This window comes from Emticicia sp. W12TSBA100-4 (assembly GCF_040253585.1).
GTDB lineage: Bacteria > Bacteroidota > Bacteroidia > Cytophagales > Spirosomataceae > Emticicia.
Window position 1 is genome coordinate 178,550 of the sequence record NZ_JBELAU010000003.1, and the last position, 25,927, is coordinate 204,476.

Here is a 25,927-nt window from a genome sequence, read left to right on the forward strand (position 1 = left end):
GTTAATTTGAATATAGTTATACTTGATTGTATTTATTAAAGAATTTTCTGACTATTTTTACTGAATGGGATTTGTTAACTATCGAATACGTTTTCGGAAACGATTCCGATAGATTATTCTCACTTTAAAAGTATCAATTTTTGTCTTTTAATGGTTTGGTTGTTTAAATACAAGCTAATTGTAAAATTGATATTTTAAAGCAAAGATTGTGGGTGTTAATATTATAAAAGTACAATTTTGAAATGATTGCTTGTATAAAATGTGGTAAAGTAGATATGATAGTAAAGTCAGGCTTTGTGAGAGGCAAGCAGCGACTTTATTGTAAGGGATGTGACTTATATTTTACTTTAAATCAGCCAAACCAAGTAACAAGCAAAAAATCCCAACAAATAACAATTGTCGATGTTGCAAAAGTCTTGGGTGTATCGCCATCAACGGTCTCACGTGCATTAAATAATAGTTCTGAAATTAACGAGAATACACGCCAAGAAATTATAAGGGTTGCAAACGAGTTGGACTATCGACCAAATTTGCTGGCTCAAAGTCTTCATAGAGGCGAAACACACACCATTGGGGTTGTAATTCCTGATATTCAACGACCATTTTTTGCTGGGGTAGTTGCTGGAATTCAACAAGTTGCATCAGAGGCTGGATATAGAGTTATGATTTGCCAGTCAAACGAATCTCATAGTACTGAGGTCCTAAATGTGCAAGCATTAATGGCAAGTCGTGTAGATGGACTTTTGATTAGCCATAGTAAAGAAACAAATTCGTTTGAGCATATCAAATTACACTTAAGAAAAGGAGTCCCGATTGTTCATTTTGATAGAGTTTGCGACGAACTGAATACCGCAAAAGTGATTTTAGAAGATTTCGATGGTAGTTTTGCTTTAGTTGAGCATTTAATAAAGAAAGGTTGCCGACGGATTGCAGCTTTTGCTGGCCCTGAAGATTTATTAATTAGTCAGAAAAGACTAAATGGCTATAAAGCTGCACTTCAAAAATATGGTTTACCGATTGAACAAGATGTTATTTTTCACAGTAATTTTAAAAAAGAAGACTCGCTTAATGCTCTGCTGGCTTGGCTTAATTTGCCCCAAAAACCGGATGGTATTTTTTCGGTGCATTACGGAAATGCCATTGAAATGATGGTAACGCTCAAACAAAAAGCCATAAAAATACCTGATGAAATAGCTTTAGTGGCTTTTGGGGATGATTTACTCGCTTCTCTTTTTGAGCCATCGCTCACAGTCTTTAACCAGTTTCCTTATTTAGTAGGGCAAGAAGCAGCTAATATTCTGATAGATAACATTATCAATAAAGAAACTTTTGAACCTTATACGAGGGTTATCAAAGGAGAATTGATAGTTAGAGATTCTTCGCACAAAAAGGCAATAAATTAACAGAATTAACTAAAATTAATTACCCAAAATATATTATGCAATACAGAAAATTAGGCAAAACAGGTTTTGAAGTGTCCGAAATAAGTCTCGGTACATGGCAAGTTGGTGGTGTTTGGGGAGATGATTTTAGCCATTCAAATGCTGAGAAAATATTAAACTCAGCCGTTGACTCAGGCATTAATTTTATTGATACTGCCGACGTTTATGGTGATGGCGAAAGTGAAAAAGCGGTTGGACGTTTTGTGAAAAGTCGTTCTGAAAGAATTTTTGTCGCTACAAAATGTGGCCGCCAGCTTAATCCGCATGTTAATGAGGCTTATCAACCTGTAGTTTTACGAAAATTTGTGGAAAATAGTCTTAAAAATATGGGGCTCGAAACGATTGATCTGATTCAGCTTCATTGTCCACCTACCGAAGTTTATTATCGCCCAGAAATCTTTGAATTATTTGATCGATTAAAAGATGAAGGAAAGATTTTGAATCTCGGAATCAGCGTCGAAAAAGTGGAAGAAGCACTCAAAGGAATTGAATTTAATAACGTCACAACTGTTCAGATAATTTTCAATACATTCCGCCAGCGTCCTGCTGAATTATTTTTTGAGCAAGCTAAAAAGAAGAATGTTGGGGTAATTGTTCGTGTGCCTTTGGCAAGTGGTTTATTGACAGGGAAGTTCTCAAAACAATCAACTTTTACAGCAGGCGACCACAGAAACTTCAATCGAAATGGTGAAATGTTTGATAAAGGAGAAACTTTTTCGGGTATTGATTACGAAACTGGACTTACGGCGGTGGAAGAGTTAAAAGCGTTGTTTCCAAACGAACAAAATTTAGCTCCTGTTGCCCTAAAATGGATTTTGGGTTTTGATGCCGTAAGTACAATTATTCCAGGTGCTTCACGCCCAGAACAGGTTTTAGCAAATGTTGCTGCTTTAGATTTTCCAGATTTAACTGACGACCAAATATTTGCCATGAATACCATTTATACTACACATGTTAAGCCCTCAATACACCACTTATGGTGAAAGTTAGGTTGTCATTTTAAAATAGATAAAGGTATTTGTACCCTTATCTATTTTAAACTTAAATTTAGTGTTCTATAAAAGACGCTAAAAAATTTAGCCTTCTCTCTCAGCTTTAACTTTTCTTTTCTATCAAATGAGAAGTTCGATAAAAGCCATCAACTTTAAATAATCAAATTTTACTCTTCAATCTTGAATGAGTCTTACTTGGTTGACATCTGTACTTAAAAGCTCATAAAAGTTATTTGGTCATTGCAAGATTACTACATCATCAAAACTGAAAAATCATTTAGATTGTCAGTAAATCTACATATGGGTTTCAGTTTAATCTTTAAAATTAGCTTAGAAAGTTTTTTTTTAATGAGTTGGATGGTATAATATTTGCATTAACTTTTTATAAAAAATACATACTGATGTTTGCTTTCAATCCATTACTTAATTCTGATTACATACGTGAAATGTATGGCGACGATTTGACGATCGTTCAAATAATGTTTGAATCCTTTTTAGAGGATAATATTCCAATTTGGGAGAGAGTCATTGACGAGCTTAATAATAAAAATTTCAAGGAAGTCGGACAGATGGTTCATCAAATAAAACCGACTTTTTCAATGGTTGGACTCACATTTTTACATTCTAAAATCCAAGATTTTGAATTATCTGCCAAGACAAATCAAGATGAAAAAATGCTTTTAGCTAAATATGAAAATTTGGCAATAGAGATAAACCATGCAAAACTGGTTATTATTGATGATTTGAAACGTTTGAAACAATTGGTTTAATCTTTCCTGAAATGAAAATAGGTATTGAGGCTCAGAGAATTTTTCGCCCACACAAGCACGGTATGGATATCGTTGCCGTAGAATTGATTCGGGCTTTGCAAGTAATTGATAATCAGAATGAGTATTTTATTTTCGTGAAACCAGATGAAGATAGTACTTGCATAAGCGAAACTAAAAACTTTCATATCGTTGAAGTGCCTGGAGGGAACTATGTTTTTTGGGAACAAATCATGTTACCAATTTATGCTCGAAAATACGGTATTGATATGCTTCATTGTACGAGTAATACAGCTCCTATTTTTCTTACAGTGCCTTTGATTTTGACGCTGCATGATGTAATTTTTATGGAGAAAACAGTTGGTAAAAATACATCTACCAATTATCAAAAATTTGGAAATCTTTATCGCAAATGGCTTGTACCAAAGATTGTGAGAAAGTGCCAACACATCATAACAATTTCAGAAGTAGAAAAAGCTAATATAATTAGAGTTTTGGGCTTACAAATGAATCAAATTACAGTTGTGCATAATGGTGTAAGTGGGCGTTTTGGCATCAAACCCAATTCTGAAATAATCAATCAGACAAAGAGAGAGCTAAATTTAGAAGGAGATTTTTTCTTATTTCTCGGAAACGTTGAACCACGTAAGAATGTAACAAATACAGTTAAGGCATTTGTGGCGTTTGCTGAAATCAACACCCATGTCCAATTAGTAATCACAGGCTTAAAACCTACTTTTGTTTCAGATATTCTAACTGAAATTGGTAAACTCTCTTTTTTAAATCGCTTTGTTTTTCCAGGTTTTGTAACTGAAAATGTTTTATTGACATTGTATGCCGAGGCAAAGGTGTTTTTATATCCATCGTTCCGAGAAGGTTTTGGCTTACCAATATTGGAAGCAATGGCTTTCGGAACGCCCGTTGTAACTTCTAATATTTCAGCAATGCCCGAGGTGGCTGGTGATGCAGCATTTTTAGTTGATCCATACTCTGTAGAGGAGATAACCGCTGGAATGACAGTAGCCTATGAAAATGATAAACTTCGACAACAAAAAATAAATTCTGGTTTTTTACGTCCAAGCATGTTTACATGGCAAAATACTGCCCAAAAAATGCTAAATATTTACCAATCAAAACTTAGTGACTGACCTAATTAATAATCATATAGCCAAGTAATCAAAATATACCTTTGCTAAACAACAATGAAGGCATAGTTTTTGATACTTCGTTAATTGTCTATTATTTAAATTTAAATCGAAAAATGATTTGGAATAGAAAATATGGTTTTGGAATAGTAGTTTGGGTTGGCCTGTGGTTGTTTCCCACAAAAGCAATTTGCCAAAGAGTATCAACCGACTCTTTATTGACCAAGGCATTTGCCAATGACCAACTTTTGCCTACATTGATAAATGCAGCTCAAAAATTCTCACCCGAAATCAGAAGAATTGGAAGTAGTATCGATTTGGCTATTTCTAATCAAAAAATCAATAAAAACTCTATTTATAGTGGCCTTTCGCTACAATCAAGTTATTATTATGGAACGAATTATTCAGCAGTAAATGCACTCAATAATACGAATGTATTGACCACCTCGCAAACAGGGTTTTATAACATTGGTATCGGATTGCAGCTCCCGATTACACACATTATTAGTCGTAAGCACCTAATTAAATCAAGTCAGTCGCAAATAGATATGGTCTCGGCTGAAAAAGACAATGCTGAAATATTTGTAAGACAAGAAGTAATAAGGCTTTATCAAGAGTTAAAATTGGCTCATAGAATCATGCTAATAAGCAGAGTCAATAGACAAGCAGCCGAAATTAATTATAAAATGGCTGAAAAGGAATTTTTACAGGGACAAATAACCGTAGAACAGAATTCAAGAGTATTAGATATATTCAATAAGGCCAAGATTGATTACGAAACGTTTGTCAATAAATTTCAAACAACTATTATGATGCTTGATGCCTACACTGGTACAAGTTTTTCTAATTTGTTAAATCAAGTAAAATGACTTTCCTGCATTTCTTAAAACTTCTCTCAAGAAATATCATTTGGCTGATCTTAATCCCTATGATTTTGGCAGCCTCGATTTACTATTTTACCCGAAACGAAAAAAAAATATACTCGTCGGAATCTACAATCTATACAGGACTTGCTTCAGGATATAATCTCAATGGAACTGCAAAAGCTGATTACTATGCTACCAGCAATGCCTTTGATAATTTATTATCACTGATTGAATCAAGAGACACTAAAAAAGATGTAATAATAGATTTGCTTGCCGAACACCTCTCTTTGAAAAAACATGACCCAGCTATTTTGACTTGGGGTGCTTATGATGAACTACAAAAGGTAATTCCTGATGATTTTAAAAGTAAAATCGTTAAACCAACTTTTCTCGAAACAAGAAAGGCTTTAGCCAGCTTTGCTGGTAAGGCTGATGAAAACGTTATCTACAAACTTATTTATTCAGAAAACCCTTATTATTCGTTTGACGCCTTAAAAAATATCAAAGCTTCACGTATTAGCAATAGTGACTTGATTAAGATTTCATACGAAACAAGCGACCCAATAATATGTAAGCGAACGCTTGAATTATTGGAAGAGACCTTTATCAGAAAAAATCGTTTGTTACGTGAGGGGCAGACTGGTTCTGTGGTAGATTATTTTGAGACTGAAACAAAAAAGGCTTTTGCCAAACTTGATTCTTCTGAGCTTAATTTTTTGAATTTTAATAAAAATAATGACATCATTAACTATTACGAACAGACCAAGGCAGTGGCAGGCGAAAGAGAGATTTTGTACGCACAGAACCACAATTTGGAGATGGAAAAAATGGCAGCTAATTCGTCATTGAATAAAGTAAACAGTAGTATCGAAGGTCGAAATAATCAAGTGTTTTATGGGCAAGATATTATAAGAGAAAGAGAAAAACTGGCAGATATCTACAACAAGGTAGCACTCAGTGAAATTGTAAATACTGACGGAAGTAATAAAAAACAAGTGGATAGTTTAAAAAGTGTAGCAGCACGGACTGAAGCAAGCCTTAAAACCACTTTAGATAAATTATCAGTTGAAAGCAATACACCTAACGGAATTCCGACTAAGAGTGTGCTTGATGAATGGCTAAAAACTACGCTCGCTTATGAACAAAGCAAAGCTAAGTTGGCTGTAATGGATAGACGTAAAAAAGAATTTGAAGTAGAATACAAAAAGTTTGCTCCATTGGGGGCTATGTTGAAAAAAATTGAGAGGCAGATTAGCGTGTCAGAACAGGAGTACTTGGAGTTATTACATGGATTAAATATGGCACGTCTGACTCAACAAAATACTGAACTTACATCTAAACTTAATATTGTTGACCCACCATTTTTGCCTTTAAAGCCAAATGCCTCAAAACGACTTGTCCTTGTCGTAGTTGGTTTTGTGGTTGGTTTTGTATTAGTATTGGCTTTTATTTTAGCAAATGCTTTGATAAATCGAACTTTACTTGAGCCAACAAGAGCTAAAAAAAGCATTGATGCTCCTTTATTAGGAATTTATCCCTTATTGAATGAAAACCCTGAATTTGTTAAAAAAGCGAATTTACGTTTAATTCAACAGTTTCTTTCAACAGTTGATGCAAAAGCTAAACCAATTGTTATTGGTGTGCTGAGCAACGAAAGAGGTGAAGGGAAAACTACCATTATTAACTTGTTGGAGGAAGAATTAGGTAATTTGGGCTATAGGGTAGAAAAACAAATCTTATTGAATAATTCTACTGAAAATACGCCTTCATATTTACCCTTAACCATCAACAATTCTGATAATAAATTATTAGGATTATCTAAGCCTATAAATTTAGATAGGGCTTTGGCCGAAATTGAAACTAAATCAAACGAAACCAAAGATTTTATCTTGATTGAGTTTCCAGCATTGGCTGATATTATTATTAAACCAGACCTTTTTCCGCAGCTTAACTATGCAGTTTTGTTGTGCCGAGCCAATAGAGTTTGGGGCAGAATAGACAAGGAGGTTTTATCAATTTTCACTAAAACAACAGGAAATAAGCCTTTATTTATTTTGAATGGTGTAGATACTGATTTTGCAGAAGAGTTTATTGGAGAAGTTCCTAAAAAGAGAACTTTCATTCGTACACTCATAAAAAGATTAGTAAAATTTGAATTTGGTAATAGAAAAAGAATTCGATAAGCTATTTTTAATCTTCCCGAATTAAAATGTATCGGAAAGGTAAATAAGTATGGAAAGTAACCCATTTTACATATCGAATAGAAACAAAATAAAGGATATTTGGTTGATTCCAGCTTTATTTTTTGCAGTTGCTTTTGGTTGGTTAATTGCCAGAAGAGGCATGTCAACTGGCATTTTACTAATAGTAGTGCCTTTTCTGATTGGTTTTGTATCTTTAATATTTTTAAAACCTCGGACAGGGCTTCTTGTCTTTATTGTTTACTGTTTTATTCAGTCAACTCTTGGTAAACATATCGAAGGCCCACAGTTTGGTTTAGGACAAGATGGCTTATTAGTGTTGACATGGCTCGGTATTTTTTTTCATAGAAGTGGCAGATTTAGATTTCGACACCTCAATAACGATTTAGTTTGGTTGGCAGTTGTGTGGTTTGGAATCACAGTATTGCAAATTGGAAATCCTGAAAGACCCAGTTTTTTAGGCTGGTTTTATGAAATGAGGTCAGCCACTTTATACTGGGTTTTGTCAATTCCATTAGCTTTTTTATTGCTAAACAAAAAGACAGATATCGACCTTTTTTTAAGTATCATTATCTTTCTTTCGGCAGTCGGAGCATTATATGGAGCTAAACAATTATTTATAGGTGTCGATGAGGCCGAAAATCGGTGGTTAGAAGCTGGTGCTAAGAAAACACATGTCCTTTTTGGTAAATTAAGGGTTTTTTCGTATTATTCTGAAGCTGGACAATTTGGAGCGTCACAAGCTCAATTGGCAATAATGTGTATTATTTTGGCAGTTGGACCCCATGGTAATAAAAAGAAAATTTTGTATGGAATAGCTGGATTGTTAATCTTTTATGGAATGTTGATTTCGGGTACAAGAGGAGCAATGGCTGCTTTAGTTGGTGGTGGATTTACCTTTTTGGTATTAAGCAAACAAGTAAAGATTTTGGTATTAGGAGGCTTAATTGGTATTGGTTTTTTAGGAGTTTTGAAATTCACTTCTATTGGCAGTGGAAACGACCAAATTCAAAGATTAAGAACTTCATTAGACCCCGAAGACCCATCTTTGAAAGTAAGACTAATGAACCAAAAAATCTTGAAAGACTATTTAGCCACCAAACCTTTTGGTACTGGAGTAGGAACAATTGGTCAGTGGGGAACAACCTATAATCAAGATAAATACATTTCACAAATACCGCCCGATAGTTTGTACGTGAAAGTTTGGGCTATGTATGGAGTTGTAGGTTTCATTATTTGGTTTGGAACTATGCTATATATTACTGGAAAATCGGCTGGAATTATTTGGAAAACCCGAGACCCAGTGTTGCGAAATAAATTGATGTCATTGTGCGGAGGAGCAACTGGAATTATACTATGTAGCTATGGAAACGAAGTACTGAATGCGATGCCATCATCAATGATTGTGTATATCAGTTGGACATTGATTTGGTTAAGCCCAAGGTGGGATACCCCGCAAACTCAAACTACTATTATATGAAAGAACCTTTAGTTTCGATTATCACGGTAAATTACGATACTCCAGAAGTAACGGCAGAAATGCTTGCTTCACTTTCTAAATTAACCTACCAAAATTGGGAGGTTATTGTTGTTGATAATGCTTCACCTAAGCATTCTTCAAGAGGTTTAATAGAAAGATTCCCTTTTATTAAGCATATTAGCTGCCCCAAAAACCTTGGTTTTGCAGGAGGGAATAATATAGGCTTACAGTTTGCTAAAGGAGAGTTTGCTTTTTTTATCAATAATGATACTGAAGTGACACCTAATTTAGTGACAGAGTTAGTAGATTATTTGCAAACTCACCCAAAATGTGGCATGGCTTGCCCCAAAATAAAGTATTTTTATATGCCCGATACGATTCAGTATGCAGGAGCTATTGGACTGCACCCACTCACCAGTCGGAGTTATGATATTGGTTATTTACAAAAAGATAATGGGCAGTTTGATGATTGTAGAAAAACAGATTTGCCAAATGGAGCAGCAATGATGATTCCAATGGCATTATTAAATAAGCTGGGGCAGATGAGCGAAATGTATTTCTTGTATTACGAAGAATTAGATTGGGCAGCGAGATTCAAAAAAGCTGGATATGAAGTTCATTATGTGGGTAGCACAGAAATTTATCATAAGGAGTCAGTTTCAACGGGTAAGAATTCGCCATTCAAGACTTACTATATTTATAGAAATCGTTTTTTATATATTCGTCGAAATTATAATGGCTTCAAATGGTTGATTGCCAGCACTTTCTTTGTAATGGTTTCGTCGTTAGTTCATATTTTAAAGCATGGCTTAAAGAAGGAATGGGAACATTCCAAATCTATATGGAAGGCTCTGTTATGGAATTTCTCAGAACCACACCATAAGGAGCCCCAAAATCATTCATCTACATTTATCGGAAAAACAAAAATAGATTTGATGCCAACCCCATGATACAAAGCCTGAGTACCTCGATTCAATATTTTATTTTGGTTTATCTCACTATTCAAGTGGGTTATCTGCTATTTTTCTCTTTAGCTGGAAAAATAGGCACAAAAATGCATTTTCTTAAAGCCAAATCTTTGAGAAAAATTCGCATTTTCATTCCTGGATATAAAGAAGACTCTGTAATAATTGAGACAGCCAAAAACGCTATACAGCAAGATTATCCAAAAGAGTTATTTGAGGTCGTAATCATTGCAGATTCATTTTCACAAAAAACATTAGAAACACTCAAAACTTTACCAATCAAGGTAGTAGAGGTAAGTTTTGAAAAAAGTACGAAAGGAAAAGCTCTTCAAAAAGCAATCGAAGCTACCATCGATGAACCAGCAGATATATTATTGATTTTAGACGCCGATAACCATATTGCTGATGGGTTTTTACATTCAATTAATAATGCTTTCGACCAAGGCTATGAAGCAGTTCAGGGGCATCGAACAGCCAAAAATACACAAACGCCATTTGCTCTTTTAGATGCCTGTACAGAAGAAATTAACAACCACATTTTTCGTAGAGGACACGTGGCAGTAGGTTTACCTTCGGCCCTTATTGGTAGTGGAATGGCCTTTGATTGGAAATTATTTGTATCGCTTTTAGAAGATATTGGCGATACCTCAGGCGAAGATAAAGAACTTGAGTTTAGATTGGTTCGACTTAGAAAGAAAGTTGCTTTTTTAGACGGAGAATATGTTTATGATGAAAAAGTAGCAAAAACTGATGTCTTTAGTCAACAACGAAGTAGATGGTTGGCAACTCAAGTTGAGTTTTTTGAGAAATATTTCATAGAAGGGTGGTTTCAACTTTTCAAGGGAAATGTTGCGTTTTTCAACAAAGTTTTTCAAACTTATTTATTTCCAAGAGTGATGTTGGTTGGGGCATTAGGTTTATGGTTAGTTTTTACTTTTTTCTTTTCGAGTCAATTTTTAAACTTTAGTATTGGACTATTTTTAGCTCTGACAATTGCATTAATGATGGGAATTCCATCAAAATGGTATAATAAACAATTGTTAAAAGCATTTTTACAAATACCGATAGCATTAGTTTCAATGCTAAAAGCCATGTTAAAAATAGGAAAAGCTCGGAAGCAATTCATTCATACACCACATGGTGACTCACCACAAAACAGCCATTAATTATGCCTTGGGATATCATTGCTATACCTGCTATTCTTAGTCTTATTTGGGGCTTCAAACAAGGTTTGAAAACTAAAAGCAAAAAAATATGTCGAGACGACCTGAAGCATTTATATTAATTGCCCAGCAAGAGTGGGAATTAAACTTAGGAAGTAATGCACGAAATTTAGCAGTTGAGTTAAGTAAAACACAACCTGTTTTATATGTAAATCCTGCTATGGATATAAAGTCAATATTTAAGCAGATAAAAACGGCTCATGGTCGAAAAAGGCTTAAATTGGCTTTAGGTTTTGGCGAAAACACAGTAAAAGTGTCGGATGCCTTGTGGGTGCATACACCACAAAGTCTTTCACATTCAATCAACTGGCTAAAGAATATTGCTATCTACAATTTCCTCAACGAAAGAAATGGAAAAGGCTTTTTTGATAGCATAAAAAAGGCTGTTAAAAAATTAGGTTGGACTAAAGAAAACTGTACGGTTTTTAATGATAGCCAAATGTTTACGGGTTTATTTACAAAAAAATATTTCCAGCCATTACTAAGTTTTTATTACATTCGAGATAACCTAACTGAGCATCCATACTTTAAATTTCACGGGAGTAGGGTAGAGCCTCAAACGATTGCTTTAGCCGACGCTATTTTTGCCAATTCGGCATATTTGGCCGATTGTGCCAGAAGTCATAATAAACTTAGCTTGGATATTGGCCAAGGCTGCGAAACAGATATGTATGAAGCTGATTTTGCCTATGAAGAACCAGCAGATTTGGCCAATATTGCTCATCCTCGTATTGGTTATGTTGGCTTTTTAACGGGTGAAAGGTTGGATATTGATTTACTTGAACAAGTTGCCATCGCTAATCCAAATTGGCAAATTGTATTGATTGGACCAGAAGAAATTATGTTTCAGGAAAGTCGCCTGCATGCTATCAAAAACGTACACTTCTTAGGGTCGAAAAAGCCAAATCAATTGCCTTCGTACATTCACCATTTAGATGTCTGCGTTAATCCACAACTTATCAATGCTTTGACGATTGGTAATTATCCAAGAAAAATAGACGAATATCTGGCAATGGGAAAACCAACCGTTGCCACAGATACGCCCGCCATGCAAATGTTTTTACCGCATGTTGAACTGGCAATCGGAGCAGATGAATATAAAAAAGCGATCGAAAAAGCCTTATTGCCCCAAATTCCAGAAAAAAGAAATGCTGCCATTAGTTGTGCCAAAGGCCACACTTGGGAGGCTTGCGTTGAACAAATATATGCTGTTCAGAGGCAATTATTGCAGACCAAATAGTGTATTGCAAGCATAAGTAATGTGTGTTATGCACTCAGAATTTTTAAAGAAAAAACGTACTTTCCGACTATGATAAAACTCCAGAGTATTCTCTTAAAACTTAAAAATAAGCATTTTTTATCACTCGTTGGTAATGCTTCAATGTCGGTTTTAGCAATGGTAACTGTGGGAATTCTGCTACGGTTTATGGCTAAAGATGATGTTGGCTATTGGTTCTTTTTTCAATCAGTTTTTGTTTTATTAGATACCTTTAGGACTGGTTTTTTACAGGTTGCCATGATAAAGTTTTATACTGGTGCCGAAAAAGAGAGAGCAGATGCTGTCTTGGGGTCGGTTTGGTTTTTAAGTTTACTCATAACCAGTATTTTAATAATCATTAATCTTGGGGCAGTTTTTTTCTTGCCATCCATTGATAATATTGGAATGGTGAGTGTTATCAAATGGTTTGGTATTACCTTTTTATTTACTCTACCCTCAGCCATTGCTTCTTGGATTCTTCAATCTGACCAGCGTTTCGACAAACTTTTATTGCTACGTATTATCAACCAAGGTACATTTATTTTGATGGTGCTGGGTATAATTATTTTTAAGAAATTAGACCTCGAATTAGTGCTGATTATTAATGCTATCAGTTCTGGATTGGTGAGTTTATACTGTATTTCAAAAGGCTGGACTCGAATCCGAACTTTCAGCAAAAGAACCAAAGAAAGCATCTTGGAATTATTTCATTTCGGAAAATATAGTGTCGGAACAACCATCAGTACCAATTTACTCAGAAGTTCAGATACATTTATCATCATGTTTGTCTTAGGTACGGCTGGCCCAGCGGCAGTTGCTATGTTTACGATTCCGATGCGTTTGATGGAAATCATCGAAATTCCGTTAAGAGCATTTTTATCAACAGGTATGCCATCAATGTCGGAAGCTTTCAATAAAGGAAGAAAAGATGAAGTAGTGGCTATTATGCAAAAGTATGCAGGAACGCTCACGCTGGCATTGGTTCCTGTATCAATATTAGCGGTTTTGTTGGCCGATGTTGCTATCACACTTTTGGGCGGAAAGCAATATTCTGGCACGCATGCAGTATCGGTCTATCGGATATTTATGTCCTTTGCAATGTTTTTTCCAATTGATAGGTTTTTGGGTGTTACACTTGACATCATACATCAACCCAAAATTAATTTTTACAAAGTTTTAGTCATGTTGGCTACCAATATCACTTTCGATTTCATCGGAATTTATCTTTTTGGTAACATAAATGGCGTAGCTTTAGCCACTTTATTTACATTTTTAGCGGGTGTGTTTTTTGGATATTTTTGGTTGAAAAAATACCTCGACTTTACACTTTGGGGCTTTTTTAGCGTAGGTATTAGTGAGCTAAAAATGATGCTTCAGCAATTCTTATCTAAAACAAAGGCTACAAATTAATGAAAATTGCTCATTTGATACTAACTCATGCCAATCCGCATCAATTAAGTAGATTGATTGAGCGTTTGACGCATCCTGATGCTGATTTTTATATCCATGTTGATTTGAAAACCGACATTCAACCTTTTCTTTTTTTGAAGTCGGAAAATGTGAAATTCATAAAAAATAGAGTAAGTGTTTACTGGGGAGCTTATAGTATTGTACAAGCTACCGTCAATAGTTTTGAGGAGATTTTGGTAGCTGATAAAAAATATGATTTTGTCAATTTATTGAGTGGACAAGACTATCCTTTAAAAAGTACTGCGGATATTCATCTTTTTTTTGAAAATAATCTCGGAAAAGCATTTATGCACACGCTTTCGGTGGCAAATGAATGGCAAGAAGCAATTCCAAGATTAACAAAATATCACTTGTGTAATTATCATTTTGCGGGGAAACATTTTATTGAAAAATGCTTGAATAAGTTCATGCCTTCAAGAAAAATGCCTAATAATTTAGTGCCAGTGGGGCGTTCTCAGTGGTTTAGCATTTCAGCCAAGCACGTTCAATATATTGTTGAATATTTACAGCAAAATAAGAATGTCAAACGATTTTTTGAGCTTACTTGGGGAAGTGATGAAATCGTTTTTCAAACAATTCTTTTCAACTCAATTTACCAAAAAGACATGGTAAACGACAATCTCAGATTCATTGATTGGTCGGAAGGTAAGGCAAGCCCTAAGACTTTCACGATTGATGATTTACTTGTTTTACAAGATTCAGGAAAACTTTTTGCTCGTAAATTTAGTGAAACGATTGACGCAGCTATTTTGGATGAATTAGATAAAAATTAGTTGTGAATTTTAATAGTTTTAGGTTAAATTTGATAAACAAAATTATTTTTTATTTGTAAGCTATAGCCATGCTTCTCTACAGTTTCTTTGCAAGATTCAATTCATCTTCCATTTACTATTTTTACTTTGCAGTTTTACTGATTTCTGTGTGTGATTTTGTGTATTTCTTTAAAACTGAACAATATTCATTCGGGATATATGGTGCTTTAGCCTGTACAGGATTACATCTCTTACCAGTATTTTTATTTACTAAAAACATACGCCTGTATCTTCTTTTATTATCACCAATTTTTATTTTTATCCCATTTAATTTAGGTTCTATCATCCTTTTTGGTGTTCCATTCAACGATGCCACATTTCTTCTAATTCTCAATACAAATATAAAAGAAGCAAAGGAATTGCTTGGAGGATACCTGTTTAATATGGTGGTTGTTGTCGTATCTTATGTGATTGCGTTAATCTTTATTTTCAATAGAGTACCAAATGTAATGCCTTTACGAACAGGCTATTTGACCTCGTTTATTTCATTGATTGTAGTATTGACATTGCCCATATTTGATACGGGAACAAAAAATTATTTCGCTAATTTGAGGTCAAGATTTTATACAATATTTCCTACTTCTCTTTTGTATGCATCTAAAATGACCTATAGTCAATATAAATTAGTTAATTCCACCAAAGAAGAGCGAACAAATTTTAGATTCAATGCTAAACAAATCGTAAATATTGAAGGAAAACAAGTCTATGTTTTAGTTATCGGCGAAAGTTCTCGATACGATCATTGGGGAATTAACGGGTATGAAAAAAAGACTTCTCCGATGTTGTCAAAAAGAGAGAACCTAATTTCATTTAATAATGTAGCTTCTGGTGGATTTATAACAGAATATGCCTTACCGTTAATATTGACAGGAGTTGGAGCAGATAATTTTGATAAACATTATCGACAAAAAAGTATCGTAAGTGTATTTAAAGAAGCAGGGTTTTCTACTTATTGGCTTACAAACCAAGTCGATGAAGGGCATATTAAAGTCCATATACAAGAGGCCGACAAACAGTATTTGTCTATTTCAGATTTCAGGGCTACTAAGCATATTCATCGTGATATGGAATTAGTAGAAACTTTAAAGAAAATATTATCAGAACCTGGGGATAAGAAATTTATTGTTTTACACACCATCGGAAGCCACTATGACTATAGCGTGAGGTATCCAGATGAGTTTGATAAACTGAAACCGAGTAATAAAACCGTATTTTCTAAGTCAGCAGATAAAAAATTCAAGAACGTCTTGGTAAATAGTTACGATAATAGCATACTATACACTGATACAGTCATTGATACAGTAATTAGTTTAGTATCAAGTCAGAATGCTCATTCTTCTGTTACATATTTGTCTGACCATGGTGAAAATCTATTTGATGATGGCAGAGATTTATCTCAACATGCTTATCCTGTTCCATCAAAGTATATTGCTCAGATACCATATTTTGTTTGGTATTCTCCGTTGTTAGAGAAAACCTTTCCAGATAAAATTTCTAATTTGAAATCACACATCAACGCTAAGATTTCGTCAGAGAATATCATTCATACATTTACAAGTATGAGCGGTATTCAATATTTGAAACAAGATTCTACAAAAAATGTAGCAAGTAGCTACTTTAAAGATAATCAGCAACGAATATTGGGTGCAAATCGAAAAGTATATAATTCTGCGGACTTAAAATAATCTAAAAAGGGTGCTTGATATGCGAATTTAATTTTCTTTAAGTAAGTCAATTATATGATCAACTTCTTTCTTAAATGAAAAAAACTCGTCAATTAATTCATGATTCACATTTTCAATCTTTGCACCTTTTTCAATTTGCTCCAAGTATTTAACTTCATTGGCCAATCGAAACATTGACAGCGACGATTTCATATCGTGTGCAATTCTTTTGATGTCTGGATAAGTTTTTTCTTCAATTGCCTTTTCGAGTAAACTTAAGTCAGTTGGCACTTTATTAATAAATATTTGAACCATTTCTTTTTTGAAGTCATTATTATCTGCCCCACCTGCTGAATCTAAATATGAAAAATCAATACTTTTTTTATCGGTTATCTCAGATGTAAATTCCTGATATTCTATAGGAACTTCGATTTGTTTTTTATTGATGTTTTCAACAACTGAATGTATTTTATTTAATAAATCTTGCTGTTTGAATGGTTTTGCAACGTAGGCATTCATCCCAATATCAAAGCACTTTTGCTGCTCACCAATTAATGAATGGGCAGTCATGGCGATGATCGGGATGTCCATTTTTAGTTCTTCTCTAATGTAAATGGTAGTTTGATACCCGTCTTTTACAGGCATTTGAAGATCCATTAAAATTAGGTCATATTTGTTTTTCAACAATAAATTTATACCTTCTTCACCATTGACCGCAATATCTAAATCGAAACCAAATTTATGAATGACATTTCTGGCTAAACGTTGATTCAATTCATTGTCTTCGCAAAGTAAAATTGATAACTTGCCAAACGGTTTTTGATTAGTACTACTTTCTATAATAGTATCTATGACAGAAGATTCGACTTTTTGGAATGTTAAGGAAAAATAAAACTCTGAACCTCGACCCAATTTACTTTTGACCTGAATTTGACCATTTTGTAGTTCAACCAATTGCTTTACAATATTTAAACCCAAGCCTGTACCTCCAAATTTTCGAGTTGTACTGATTTCGGCCTGAGTGAATCTTTCAAAAACTGTCACAAGTTTATCTTCTGCAATTCCAATGCCTGTATCTTTTACCGAAAATTTAATGGTAACGCTATCCTGTGTTTCTGCAACTTTCTTTACTGAAATTGTTACTTCACCCTCTTCTGTAAACTTTACAGCATTCCCTGCCAGGTTCATCATGATCTGATTGATACGCCCTCTGTCTCCTACAACAAATTCAGGCATTTCGGCATCTATTAACAGGCTAAAATCAAGGTTGTTTTTTGCAGCTTTTACTTTCAGTAAATCATAAATGTGTTTTAAAGTACTTCTTATATTGAACGGATAAGATTCTATTACTAATTGACCCGATTCTATTTTTGATAAATCTAATATATCATTAATGATAAGTAATAAGTTATCACCCGCAATCTGAATATTATTGACAAACTCCTGTTGAGTTGCGTCAAGATTACTTTGAGTGATAAGTTCAGTAAACCCAATAATGGCATTTAATGGTGTGCGAATCTCGTGACTCATATTGGCCAAAAAGCTATCTTTGGCATAAACTGCTTGTTCAGCAAGGTTTTTGGCATTAATTAAGTCTAACTCGGCTTGCTTTTTGATGGTATAGTCTTCTGCAACGCCCAAATAGCCCAATACTTTATTTTCTGTATTTTTAATGCAGGTAAAACTCAACCAAACTGGAATTCGCTTGCCTGATTTAGAGACGTATGTCCATTCGTTAGCATCAGCATTATTATCACCTCTTGTTTTTATCACAAATACATCAAAGCCAGGCATTACTTTTTCGCCCAATTCTAAGGTCAAATCTTCAGCTCGTTTCAATATTTCGGCTGGTTCATGGAAAACCGCAGGAGACATTTTGTTGATGACCTCGTCGGCAGTGTATTCTATTAAATCCAGACCTGCTTTATTGATTCTTTTGATTGTTCCATTGGCATCGGTAAAAATAACTGCATATCCGACTCCGTTGAAAATGGCATTTTGAGATGCCATTAGATTGGCAATATTGAGGTCTTTTCGTTTTTTCTCTGTTATATCCGACTCAATTGCTATATAGTTGATCAGTTCGTGATTATCATTAAAAACTGGACTTATACTAATTTCGATCCAATATCTTTTACCTGATTTACTTCTGTTTTTTATTTCACCTTTAAAAGATGTTTGATTATTTAACGCTTCTCTGATTTGTAAAACAGTATTTCTATCGGTGTCGTCGTACTGAAGAAGTCCGCCTGGCTTTTTGCCGATAACTTCCTCTAAAGTGTATCCTGTTAGGGTGACAAATGGCTCATTTACCCATTCAATTCTTTTATTTTTATCAGTGATGATGATGATATTATCTGTGCCTTTGGCGACGAGCGATAGACGTTTATTTTCTTCGTTTATTTTCTTACTTAAAGTAATATCTCTGGCAATGGCATATAATAAATTTGTTTCTCTATCTGGTGATGCATTCCAGCTTAATAATTTATAACCTCCATTTTTGCGTTTAAAGCGAACTTCAAAGTTAATTGTATTAATGCCTTGTGCTAATTTGGAAATTTCGTTTTGAGTCGCATTAACGTCATCATCATGGACAAAGTGAAGAAATGGCATTGAGATTAATTCTTCTTCTGAATAGCCCAATTCTCTAATGAATGTTGGACTTATAGTCTCGAAATAGCCAGCAGTGTTGGCAACGCACAGATAATCTTGCGATAAATTAAAAAACTGATGTAGTTTGTTTTCAGAAATTTTTTGTTTGGAGATATTTCGGTTGATTGCGACATATCTGAGAGGCTTACCATTTTCATCCAAAAATGGCACAATGGTAGTCTCAGCCCAATAAGATGTTCCATCTTTTGCTCTATTTTTAACTTCTTTTTTCCAGACGAGTCCAGCAGTAACTGTCTGCCATAGATCAGCAAAAAAATCTTTTGAATGATAACCCGAATTTAAAATTCTGTTATTTTGACCAATTAATTCTTCTCTCGAATATTTAGAAACATTGCATGTTGCATCGTTTACAAAATTTATAATACCATTTGGGTCAGTAATCACAACACTTGATGTTAAGTCTAAGGCAGATTTATAACTATTTAGCTCCAGTGTGATTACTTCTAAGGCCTTTTGTGATAATTTTTCAACTTCATTCTTTAATTCAAGATTTACTTTCCTCAGTTCTAATTGAGCTATTACATTTTTTGCGAGAGTTGTGAGAGCTTTTTTCTGGTTATTATCTAATTTTTTAGGTTTATCATCAATAACACATAGAGAGCCAAGGTTAAAACCATCAGGTGTGGTGATTGGGGCTCCAGCATAAAATCGAATATTCGGATTGCCAATGACGAGTGGGTTATCTCTAAATTTCTCGTCTTCAAGAGCATTTTGGACTTCAAATATTTCATCACCCATGATGGCATACTGACAAAATGAAATTTCTCTTGCTGTTTCAAGTATGTTAAGCCCTATTCGAGATTTAAACCATTGTCTTTTATCGTCGAGTAGTGTAATTAATGCAATTGGAGTTTGGCAAATAAAAGAGGCTAACTGGGTGATATTATCAAAATCTTCCTCAGACAACGTGTCTAAGACATTATAATTTAACAATGCTTCGAGTCTTTCTTTTTCATTTAAAGGTATTGGTTTGTCTTCTTTTTTCATCTTTGAAAGCATGATAATAAACTAAAATTGAAACAGCTTTTTTTGACTAAGAAAATTTATATAAAGCTGATTTTTAGACCGAAACCCAAGCTTTACTTTCAAAATCATACTGTTTTATGACTCTCGCAGGGTTTCCCACTGCTACACTGAAAGGCGGAATACTTTTAGTAACAACCGCTCCCCCAGCTACTACACTGTGTTTCCCGACAGTGACTCCGGCCGTAATTACTGCATTTGCTCCAATCCAGCAATCATCTTCGATCGTGATGTTTGCAACTGTCTCTCCTTGCAAATAAATCGGAACTTCTGTATTGGTATAATTATGATTCAGGCCACTCATGACTATGTTTTGAGCCAAAATTACGTTGTTGCCAATGGTAACAGGTCCAATTATTACATTACCGATACCAATTCTTGAGTTGTTACCAATATTTACTGGCCCAACTCCATTATTTATTGTTGCAAAATCCTCAACCGTACTATAATCACCTATATTGAAAGGTTGAAAAGGTAAAACATCCATACGAGTCCTTCGGCAAATACTTGTACCTTTGCCTTTTTTATGAAAAAATGGATTTACAAACCATTTCACCCATACCCTCGGACGAGCTTGATGCTTTGGAATTAAGCACCAATGCACAAACTGTTTCAGTTTTGGATTTGATTTGATGGTTGAAATAATTGACATATTATTGCTTGAAAAGGTATTTTTTGATTCGTAAGGTCAAAGCACTTTTTAATCCTCCATCTAATTGGATTCGGCGGTCGCTTGTCCATACTCTGCCATCATTAGCCATGATAGCCTTGTTTTTACCGCCTGCTTGTTGTAGTCTTAGTGCCATCATTCCATCTTCGGTAGCGTTTTGTTCAGCAACGCCTGCCGCTCCTCTAAAAGTTCTTTGAGTTTCGATTTCATAACCATTAACGTCAATGCCTTTTTGTCGGATAAAGCCACAATTAAACCCCAGTGTATTTAAAAAAGGTTGTGTTTTTTCCTTTCTCTTGATAATAAAACTACTCAAAAACTCATAGAAAGCATATTGCCAACGAGGGGTGCTATCGCTTGGTAAAAATGAATAACTTCCATGTACACAGTAAACTTGCTCGTCATTGAGCATTCCATCGGTCATGGCGGTTATCCAGCCAGCAGGATAAAGTGTATCGCTGTCGCCTGTCAGAATATATTTCCCTTTAGCATTATGTAAACCACAAGTACGGGCATGACCAACACCCTGCTTTGTTTCAAGTATGGTGCTGACTCCGAGAGACTTTAATAATGAACTTGTGCCATCGGTTGAATTATTATCAATAACAAGTAACTCTACTGGATATTTTGTATTAGTATTTGCCAATGAATGTAAAGTGTGCAAAATGCCTAATTCTTCGTTCCAAGCTGGAATAACCACACTTACCAATGGATTTTCGGATGAAAATTTTGTGAGTTTTTGCTTCAAATCTTCAATTTCGGAGGCCGAATATTGATTAATATTAAGTGGCTTTTGAAGTATATTTTGTACCCAATCAGGTATGAAAAAATTAATCATAGGTCATTCATTTAGAATTACGTATAGTCGTATTACAACATTATGCTGCTCTCTTTGCTTTTTCCCAAATACCTGATGTTAGTCCATTTCGGTATCTGAAATAGCCTTTTATCGCACAATAATTCATAAATGAGAAATAAAATGGCACAAATAATGCTTTTATTCTTATCTTCTTATTTTCAAGATAATAACCAATAATTGCCATCAGATAAAAAGCAATTTGAGCCAACATTATGAGTTGATAAGTGGGTTGATTGATAAAGTTTGTATCAATGAAAAACAAAATGAGATTAAGTAAGAAAATCAATGGTAAGCAAAAAGGAGCAACGGCCCATCGCATAGCTCTGTGCGAAACATATTGAAATGAAAGCAATCCAAATCGGAAGATATTCCATAAGTAGTCTAATCGAGCAATTGATTGAAAACCACCTGCTGCAATTCTGATTTTGCGTTTCATCTCTTCTTGAATCGAAAATGACGGTCTTTCGCTTGCGAACGCATTAGGTTCGTAAATAACTCGATAACCACTGGCTGCAATGCGAAGCGAAACAATGAAATCATCAAGCAAAGTGTCTTTTTCAACTTCACCGAATAAATGGGTTCGTACTGCAAAAAGCTCGCCCGCAGCACCCACAACTGAATAAAGTTCTGTATCTAATTTTTTTAGGAATGATTCATATTTCCAGTATAGACCTTCGCCAGCACCTGCTGCTGCTTCGCTACCTTCGGTTTCGATTCGTTTTTCGCCAGCAACTGCTCCAACAATTGGGTCTTGGAAATGTCTTACAATATTTCTTATAACTTGATTGTTAAGGTTGGTATTTGCATCCGTAAAAATTACAATAGGGGTGTTGATTGTTTTTATAGCAATGTTCATTGCTTCAATTTTGCCACGACGAGTGTCGCCACCTATCATACGTAAGTTTGGGTAATTACTTTGTAACGAATTGATATATTCAGATGTGCCATCGTTTGAACCTTCTGTAACAAACAAAACTTCCATTAAATCGGCCGGATAATCTAAGCCAAAAGTATTTTTTACTTTGGCTTCAATGCAACTCATTTCATTGTAAGCAGGAACAACTAATGTAACTTTAGGTAGAAAGGTTGGGTCATCATATTTTTTAAATTCTTTTCCAAAAATCTTCCTAATTTTCACTAAAACCCAAGCAATAATACCATAACCTACATACGTATAAGCAACTAAACCGATGCAAAACCAAAATAATATTTCGAGAAAAAGAGCCATGTTTTTATTGAAAATTGATAATGTTAAATTATCAATGTAGTTTTAAGTGGTTTATTTACACGTTTTCTGATTGTAATAAGGCTGGGAAAGTCATAAAGAAAATTTTCATGTCAAATTTGAAAGAAAAGTTTCGAGCATATTCAATGTCAAGCTCAATGCGTTCTTCTTCGGTCATTTCCTTCTTACCTTTTCCACGTTTAGTTACTTGCCAAAGTCCAGTAAGACCGCCAGGCCCAGCAAATCTCTCGATATATTTATCAGTTGTAAGTTTTTCAGCTTCATATAATGGCAATGGGCGATTCCCAATAAGCGACATATCGCCCATGAAAATATTGAATAATTGAGGTAATTCGTCGATGCTACTATTGCGTAAAAAACCACCCAGTTTTGTAATACGGGGGTCATTCTGAAATTTCATGAATGCCACCTTTTCTTTTTTCTGAGCTAAATAAGATTTTTCACAGACAACCTCGCCATCTAAGTACATTTTTTGCTGACATACGCCAAATGCAGCACACGCATCACAAAGACCATCGATTTGTTTTTGGGTAGTTTCTTTGGTGTACATATTGAGCGAACCCATGTTCTTGATCATAGTGTCAGCATCGGTTCTCATCGTTCTGAACTTATAAATTTCAAAAATTTTATAGCCCGCACCAACCCTTCGAGATTTATAAACAATCGGCCCTTTTGAGTCGAGTTTTATTAAAATAGCAACAATAATTAATAGGGGAGATAGAAGTAACAAAGCCAAGCCAGTCGAAGTAACATCAATCAAACGTTTCCAAAAAGGAATTTTTACCTCTAAAAAGTTGGCTCTTGTTTGTTGAACAGATTGATAATGACGGCGTTTGATAAAATATTCCAAGCGAGTTATCAAATCGCCACTACTAAAATCTTTTGAAAATAAATCGTCACCTTTCTTTTCCAAAACCTCTTTAGTTAGTCCTGGAGTAAGTTGGTCGCTGGTAATAATAACAGGAAGTGTACAAGTCCAACTTGAATGCCTAACTGTTTCCAAAAACTTTAACCCACCCATATTTCTGCCGATAATTACAGCATCGGGCGGATAGGTGTTTTTGATAAACTCTAAACATTCTTCAGCACTTTCAATGACTTTAATGCTGAGTCTCGTTCCGAATTTCTTCAAGAAACTCACTACGGCTAAGTCGTCATTTTCAACTAAAATAACTTTAATCGGGAAAGATTCTACCTCGTTTTGGTCGATGTTATTCATAATGGTTATATAAATTATTGAGGCTTAACTCTTCTTAAAATTGCTTTAATTTTGGCATGAACCTCCATTGGATTGAAGGGTTTCAACATAAAATCATCAGCACCCAAGTTTAAACATTCGATTCTTTCTTTACTTTCATCAGTTCCCGAAAGAATGATAATTGGTAAATTGTTGTAAAGATTACTTGCCCGAATGACCCTAATTAATTCTTTTCCATTAAGATTTGGCATATTAAGGTCAGCAATAATAAAATCGGTGTCGTTTCCCGACTCCAACCAGCCCATGCCTTCCATTCCATCGTTTTTTACTGTTACCTCAAACTCTTTGTTAAGGAAATGCTCAAGTACTTTTCGAGTACTCGGCTCATCATCGATTATTAGAAGCTTTATTTTATTAGTCATTATTTCGTTGGGATGTGTTTGGTTTTTGGGTAATTATCATTTAAATGTAGTAAATTTCAATTATTATTTTGGTTAATTTATAGAACTACTTTTTACTGATATTTTACAAATATATGCAGCAAAAATATTGCCAAACGGCTATTTTTCTGCGTTTTTAATTTAAACTGAATCTTAAAGGCGATAATTGATTAAAATATAGACCAAAATACACTAAATGTGCATTTATTGATATAATATTCATTAAATTGGCTTATAAATTGCTTGTAAATTGCTTATAAATCACAAAGATTGTTATTTGCAAATATGACTTTCTTCATGGATTAAAAAAAATTGACTTAACATTTTTTACTAATCAGTTAATCGTATAAATATTATTTTTAAATTGCAAACCTAATAAACCAGACTTTATGAAAATTCAGCAAAGGGCTTTTGAAAATGGTTATTGGAGTGTTATTTCCGAAACTGAAAACTTCAATCCGTTAAATGTCCAACTTGTATTAGCTTTTGGTGAGCGAAAATGTTTAGAGGCAACTCAGCCTTACCAATTTATAAAAGATTTATATCCTTCGGCCGAAATTGTAATTAACTCTACTTCGGGTGAAATTTACAATGATTCCGTATTCAGCGGAACGATAATTGCTACTGCCATTGAATTTGAGAAGACCACTGTTCGCACAGTTAAGGTTGAAGTTGAAAACTATTTGCAAAGTGCAATATCCGGTGAAAAAATTGCGGATGCTCTTATGAGCGATGATTTGGCTACAATCTTAGTTATTTCAGACGGTGGATTAGTAAATGGCAGTGCTTTGATTGCAGCATTGAATGCAAAAACAGAAAATAAAATACCAATTTCTGGCGGTTTGGCAGGTGATGAAGCTCGATTTGAAAAAACTTTGGTCGGACTCAATGAAAACCCTAAGCAAGGTGTAATTGTAGGAATAGGTTTGTATGCAAAAGACCTAAAAGTAGGTCATGGAACTCTTGGAGGTTGGGACGGTTTTGGTCCAGAAAGAGAAGTAACAGCATCAGAATATAATGTTTTGTATCAAATTGGTGATAAAGCAGCTCTTGATATTTATAAAGAGTATTTAGGGAAATATGCTGACGAACTCCCTGGTGCAGCATTACTGTTTCCGTTATCAATGCGTATAACTGAAGATGATGAACCAGTAGTTAGAACGATTCTTTCAATTGATGAAGTGAATAAAAGTATGACTTTTGCTGGTGATATGCCTAAAGGGGCTTTGGTAAGATTTATGAAGGCTAATCTCGACCGATTAATAGATGCTTCTGGTACAGCGGCACAAAGTTCGTTAGAACCATTCGGAGGGACTCCTGAATTAGCCCTATTGGTAAGTTGTGTAGGAAGGAAGTTGGTTTTAGGGCAACGTACAGAAGAGGAAGTAGAAGCTGCTCGTGAGATTTTTGGCGATAATACAATTATGACTGGCTTCTATTCGTATGGTGAAATTTCATCTCAAAATGGCAATGTTCGCTGTGAATTACACAATCAAACCATGACTATTACTACTCTTTCTGAAAAATAACTGT

Annotated in this window: 20 protein-coding genes; 14 read left to right on the forward strand and 6 right to left on the reverse strand. The window is 34.6% G+C overall.

Features of this window, described 5'->3' with window-relative positions; all coding sequences use genetic code 11:
• The first annotated feature begins 242 nt into the window (after positions 1-242).
• The 13 genes from ABR854_RS04730 to ABR854_RS04790 all read left to right on the forward strand — a co-directional run bounded on the left by ABR854_RS04730 (position 243) and on the right by ABR854_RS04790 (position 16,306).
• On the forward strand, positions 243-1,403 hold the full coding sequence (locus ABR854_RS04730; RefSeq protein ID WP_350264214.1) for a LacI family DNA-binding transcriptional regulator: 1,161 nt from the start codon (positions 243-245) through the stop codon (positions 1,401-1,403).
• A gap of 35 nt (positions 1,404-1,438) precedes the next feature.
• The gene (locus ABR854_RS04735) at positions 1,439-2,425 is read left to right on the forward strand and encodes an aldo/keto reductase (RefSeq protein ID WP_350264215.1); all 987 of its coding nucleotides are present in this window, start codon (positions 1,439-1,441) and stop codon (positions 2,423-2,425) included.
• Positions 2,426-2,835: 410 nt separating this feature from the next.
• Positions 2,836-3,204 carry an Hpt domain-containing protein gene (locus tag ABR854_RS04740; protein ID WP_350264216.1) on the forward strand — a complete coding sequence of 123 codons (369 nt, stop codon included), beginning with the start codon at positions 2,836-2,838 and terminating at the stop codon, positions 3,202-3,204.
• Between the two features lie 11 nt (positions 3,205-3,215).
• The gene (locus ABR854_RS04745; RefSeq protein ID WP_350264217.1) at positions 3,216-4,349 is read left to right on the forward strand and encodes a glycosyltransferase family 4 protein; all 1,134 of its coding nucleotides are present in this window, start codon (positions 3,216-3,218) and stop codon (positions 4,347-4,349) included.
• 113 nt (positions 4,350-4,462) lie between these two features.
• Positions 4,463-5,215: a TolC family protein gene (locus ABR854_RS04750; protein ID WP_350264218.1), complete on the forward strand. Its 753-nt coding sequence runs from the start codon at positions 4,463-4,465 to the stop codon at positions 5,213-5,215.
• 59 nt (positions 5,216-5,274) lie between these two features.
• Positions 5,275-7,395 carry a GumC domain-containing protein gene (locus tag ABR854_RS04755; RefSeq protein ID WP_350264219.1) on the forward strand — a complete coding sequence of 707 codons (2,121 nt, stop codon included), beginning with the start codon at positions 5,275-5,277 and terminating at the stop codon, positions 7,393-7,395.
• A 49-nt stretch (positions 7,396-7,444) separates the two neighbouring features.
• The gene (locus tag ABR854_RS04760) at positions 7,445-8,893 is read left to right on the forward strand and encodes an O-antigen ligase family protein (RefSeq protein ID WP_350264220.1); all 1,449 of its coding nucleotides are present in this window, start codon (positions 7,445-7,447) and stop codon (positions 8,891-8,893) included.
• Positions 8,890-9,843, forward strand: a complete 954-nt coding sequence (locus ABR854_RS04765) for a glycosyltransferase family 2 protein (protein ID WP_350264221.1) — start codon at positions 8,890-8,892, stop codon at positions 9,841-9,843. Before ABR854_RS04760 ends, ABR854_RS04765 begins: the two co-directional genes overlap by 4 nt.
• Positions 9,840-11,024 carry a glycosyltransferase family 2 protein gene (locus tag ABR854_RS04770; protein WP_350264222.1) on the forward strand — a complete coding sequence of 395 codons (1,185 nt, stop codon included), beginning with the start codon at positions 9,840-9,842 and terminating at the stop codon, positions 11,022-11,024. Before ABR854_RS04765 ends, ABR854_RS04770 begins: the two co-directional genes overlap by 4 nt.
• A gap of 88 nt (positions 11,025-11,112) precedes the next feature.
• Entirely contained in the window at positions 11,113-12,321 is a 1,209-nt protein-coding gene (locus ABR854_RS04775; protein WP_350264223.1) for a glycosyltransferase, read from the forward strand.
• 69 nt (positions 12,322-12,390) lie between these two features.
• Positions 12,391-13,749: an oligosaccharide flippase family protein gene (locus ABR854_RS04780; protein WP_350264224.1), complete on the forward strand. Its 1,359-nt coding sequence runs from the start codon at positions 12,391-12,393 to the stop codon at positions 13,747-13,749.
• A complete protein-coding gene (locus ABR854_RS04785; protein ID WP_350264225.1) occupies positions 13,749-14,582 on the forward strand; it encodes a beta-1,6-N-acetylglucosaminyltransferase in 834 nt (277 codons plus the stop codon). Before ABR854_RS04780 ends, ABR854_RS04785 begins: the two co-directional genes overlap by 1 nt.
• 68 nt (positions 14,583-14,650) lie before the next feature.
• Entirely contained in the window at positions 14,651-16,306 is a 1,656-nt protein-coding gene (locus ABR854_RS04790; RefSeq protein WP_350264226.1) for a phosphoethanolamine transferase, read from the forward strand.
• Positions 16,307-16,333: 27 nt separating this feature from the next.
• On the opposite strand, the gene ABR854_RS04795 is transcribed toward ABR854_RS04790, so the two are convergent.
• From ABR854_RS04795 to ABR854_RS04820, 6 genes are all read right to left on the reverse strand, one after another.
• Positions 16,334-19,945, reverse strand: a complete 3,612-nt coding sequence (locus tag ABR854_RS04795; RefSeq protein ID WP_350264227.1) for a PAS domain S-box protein — start codon at positions 19,943-19,945, stop codon at positions 16,334-16,336.
• A 73-nt stretch (positions 19,946-20,018) separates the two neighbouring features.
• Positions 20,019-20,633, reverse strand: a complete 615-nt coding sequence (locus ABR854_RS04800; RefSeq protein WP_350264228.1) for an acyltransferase — start codon at positions 20,631-20,633, stop codon at positions 20,019-20,021.
• A 1-nt stretch (position 20,634) separates the two neighbouring features.
• Complete coding sequence (locus ABR854_RS04805; RefSeq protein WP_350264229.1) at positions 20,635-21,489, reverse strand: glycosyltransferase family 2 protein; 855 nt, start codon at positions 21,487-21,489, stop codon at positions 20,635-20,637.
• A gap of 40 nt (positions 21,490-21,529) precedes the next feature.
• Positions 21,530-22,738, reverse strand: a complete 1,209-nt coding sequence (locus ABR854_RS04810) for a glycosyltransferase family 2 protein (protein WP_350264230.1) — start codon at positions 22,736-22,738, stop codon at positions 21,530-21,532.
• A 55-nt stretch (positions 22,739-22,793) separates the two neighbouring features.
• The gene (locus ABR854_RS04815; protein ID WP_350264231.1) at positions 22,794-23,975 is read right to left on the reverse strand and encodes a sugar transferase; all 1,182 of its coding nucleotides are present in this window, start codon (positions 23,973-23,975) and stop codon (positions 22,794-22,796) included.
• A gap of 14 nt (positions 23,976-23,989) precedes the next feature.
• A complete protein-coding gene (locus ABR854_RS04820) occupies positions 23,990-24,376 on the reverse strand; it encodes a response regulator transcription factor (protein ID WP_350264232.1) in 387 nt (128 codons plus the stop codon).
• Positions 24,377-24,783: 407 nt separating this feature from the next.
• On the opposite strand from ABR854_RS04820, the gene ABR854_RS04825 reads away from it, so the two are divergent.
• Complete coding sequence (locus ABR854_RS04825) at positions 24,784-25,923, forward strand: FIST signal transduction protein (RefSeq protein WP_350264233.1); 1,140 nt, start codon at positions 24,784-24,786, stop codon at positions 25,921-25,923.
• Positions 25,924-25,927 lie beyond the last annotated feature (4 nt).